This is a genomic window from Modestobacter sp. DSM 44400, assembly GCF_900107175.1.
Classification (GTDB): domain Bacteria; phylum Actinomycetota; class Actinomycetes; order Mycobacteriales; family Geodermatophilaceae; genus Modestobacter.
The window spans coordinates 1-1,566 of sequence record NZ_FNOZ01000154.1 but is presented as its reverse complement, the minus strand read 5'-3'; the positions used below and the strand labels follow the sequence as shown (position 1 = coordinate 1,566).

General features: G+C 68.6%; 1 protein-coding gene. It reads left to right on the top strand.

Features of this window, described 5'->3' with window-relative positions; genetic code table 11:
* The first annotated feature begins 249 nt into the window (after positions 1–249).
* Positions 250–405, top strand: coding sequence for a hypothetical protein (locus tag BLW04_RS29070; protein ID WP_254782002.1), 156 nt, complete (start codon positions 250–252; stop codon positions 403–405).
* Positions 406–1,566: the final 1,161 nt, after the last annotated feature.

The window sequence follows — 1,566 nt, the reverse complement described above, 5'->3', positions numbered from 1 at the left end:
CCGATCCGTCACACCCCAATGCCATCCTGACGCCCACACGGGACCAGAAGCCGATGATCATGCTCCGCATCAAGATCACGGAAGATCGAGGCTAAAGCCCGCGCCGCGGCACTGGGCCGCCTGCAGCCCCGACCCGACCGGCCGCCGCTGCTTGCCGTCGCCACCGGCCCCTACATCGGCGAGGGCTTCGACTGCCCGGCGCTGGACACCCTGTTCCTCGCCGCGCCGGTCGCCTTCAAGGGCCGCCTCGTGCAGTACGCCGGGCGCATCCTCCGGCCGTTCCCGGGCAAGGACACGGCCGAAGTCCACGACTACCACGACATCAGCACCGGCGTCCTCGCCTCATCCCTGGCCAAGCGCGCCCCCGGGTACACCAGTCTCGACTTCCCCGACCCCCGCCGCTGACGCCGCCACCACAGACGCAGGGCAACGCCACAAATTCCGTTTCGTCACGCGCGACACCCCGCGTTGCAGCGACGGCGTTCGACCGACAACCTGCCGGTTGTCGCTCGTCGACGACCTGCGTCTATGGAGCTCAGAACGGCGTTTCCCATGTGTGCACCCCAAGATGCCGGGAGACCGATGCAGGTCCAGCCCAGCCGCGCCAGGCGCCCACACGCCGGCGTCCGCCCGTCCGACGACGTGCAGTATGGCGAACACCGCCGAGGCGTGGTTGGCGACCGTCTTGGGCGCGAGACCGACCCTGGCGCCGATCACGGCCACCGGCAGGTCGGCGGCGAGGAGTTGAGCACCTGGCGCTCCCGCGGTGTCAGGTGCGGGAGCGGCGCGGTGGGGGGTCTCCGCAGGACGGGAAGTCCGGAGGGTCCTCTGCCAGGGATACAGACCCACGCGCTCTACGGCAGCAATCAAGCGGCACCCGAGAACCCCGCGCCAACACACCTCTGCGAGCTCACCCGCACCGATGTAACGACGGCGTCGCCGGACCCGACAAGGTTCTCATCAGCAAGTGCAGCGATCAAGATCGCGATCGAGCACACCTCTTGCATCTGCGGCTCCGGCAATTCGTGGTGACGAGTTTCGGAACGTTTCTTCGGACGCTGAGGGCATGGCAAGCAGGGGCAGCCCCGAGTACCGCGCGCGTCGTCGGGAGCGCGAACGGCGTCTTCGCGAGCAGCAAGAGAAATCAGACGCCTCGCCGACGCGATCACGGAACCTCACGTCGGTTCAAGACGCCGCGAGCGGGACGGCGCGACGGGCCGCGGCTGGCACGTGCGGTTGGTGCGGTGGCCCGATAACTCCGCGCTCCCGTAGGCCCGATCGCCAAGTGGTGTTCGGCCAGCTGCCGGCACCGAACGTGGGAACAAGCGCGAGTCGCGGCCTCGGGTCTTTCTGCCGTCCGGGTCGTCGAGCGGCGCGTGGAGGTCCGCGCCCCCGCCTCACCCACCCGACAGGGTCGGCCTCAGTTGCTCGACGAGCTCGCGCGCCAGCTTGATGACGGTCGCGTCTATGGGGGCTCTTCGAACTTGAGGGGGAAGAAGGACATGATCTTGTCAGGATCGCGGCCTCGGGCTGAGAAGCCCGTGGCCCCTCGATGCTGACGGTGGA